The following is a 1,377-nucleotide window of genomic DNA, read 5'->3' as shown; positions in this document are numbered from 1 at the left end:
AAAGGTTGAGCTGACCAAGGTCGTGTAGATTCCTTCGACCAGGGTGCCAATACTGAATACTTCTGTCTTGATCTCTGCCAGCCCAAATGTCGGGCTAAACACTGCTCCTTCAATCGCTGCTACTTCGGATTTGATCTCACCTAAGCTGAAGGTTGAGCTGATCAAGGTCGTGTAGATTCCTTCGACCAGAGTGCCAATACTGAATACTTCGGTTTTAATCTCAACCAAACCAAATGTCGGGCTGAATACTGCTCCTTCGATCGCAGCTACTTCAGACTTGATCTCACCTAGGCTGAAAGTTGAGCTTACCAAGGTCGTGTAGATTCCTTCGACCAGGGTGCCGATGCTAAATACTTCCGTTTTAATCTCGGCTAACCCGAATGTTGGACTAAACACTGCTCCTTCGATCGCTGCCACTTCGGACTTGATCTCACCTAAGCTGAAGGTTGAGCTGACCAAGGTCGTGTAGATTCCTTCGACCAGGGTGCCGATGCTGAATACTTCCGTCTTGATCTCTGCAAGCCCGAATGTTGGACTAAACACTGCTCCCTCGATCGCTGCGACCTCGGATTTGATCTCTGCTAACCCAAAGGTTGCTCCGATGATGCTCGTGTAGATGCTCTCCAGCAGTGTGCCTATACTGAACACTTCTGTCTTAATCTCAGCCAACCCAAATGTCGGACTGAACACTGCTCCCTCTATCGCTGCCACTTCGGATTTGATCTCAGCTAAGCTGAAGGTTGAGCTGATCAAGGTCGTGTAGATTCCTTCGACCAGAGTGCCAATACTGAATACTTCGGTTTTAATCTCAACCAACCCAAATGTCGGGCTGAAGACCGCTCCTTCAATCGCCGCTACTTCAGATTTGATCTCACCTAGGCTGAAGGTTGAGCTTACCAAGGTCGTGTAGATTCCTTCGACCAATGTGCCGATGCTAAAGACTTCCGTCTTGATCTCGGCTAACCCGAATGTCGGGCTAAACACTGCTCCCTCGATTGCTGCTACTTCAGATTTGATCTCACCTAAGCTGAAGGTTGAGCTTACTAAGGTCGTGTAGATTCCTTCGACCAGGGTGCCGATACTGAATACTTCTGTCTTGATCTCTGCCAGCCCAAATGTCGGGCTAAACACTGCTCCCTCGATTGCGGCTACTTCGGACTTGATTTCCTGCAGGCTGAATGTCGAGCCTACCAAAGTCGTGTAGATTCCTTCGACCAGGGTACCAACACTAAAGACTTCGGTTTTAATCTCGGCCAACCCAAACGTCGGACTGAACACTGCTCCCTCAATCGCTGCGACCTCGGATTTGATCTCTTGCAGACTGAAAGTGGAACCTACTAACGCCGTATAGATGCCTTCGACTAACGTGCCAATGCA

The 1,377-nt window shown here is 49.2% G+C and carries 1 pseudogene; it reads right to left on the bottom strand.

The window, feature by feature from the left end:
• A pseudogene (locus tag A7D23_RS11495) lies at nucleotides 1-1,374 on the bottom strand (hypothetical protein); the annotation flags it as partial.
• Between the last annotated feature and the right edge of the window lie 3 nt (nucleotides 1,375-1,377).

The sequence above is a fragment of the Dehalobacter sp. TeCB1 genome (assembly GCF_001707455.1).
Taxonomy (GTDB): domain Bacteria; phylum Bacillota; class Desulfitobacteriia; order Desulfitobacteriales; family Syntrophobotulaceae; genus Dehalobacter; species Dehalobacter restrictus.
This window is presented reverse-complemented; position numbering and strand designations above follow the sequence as displayed.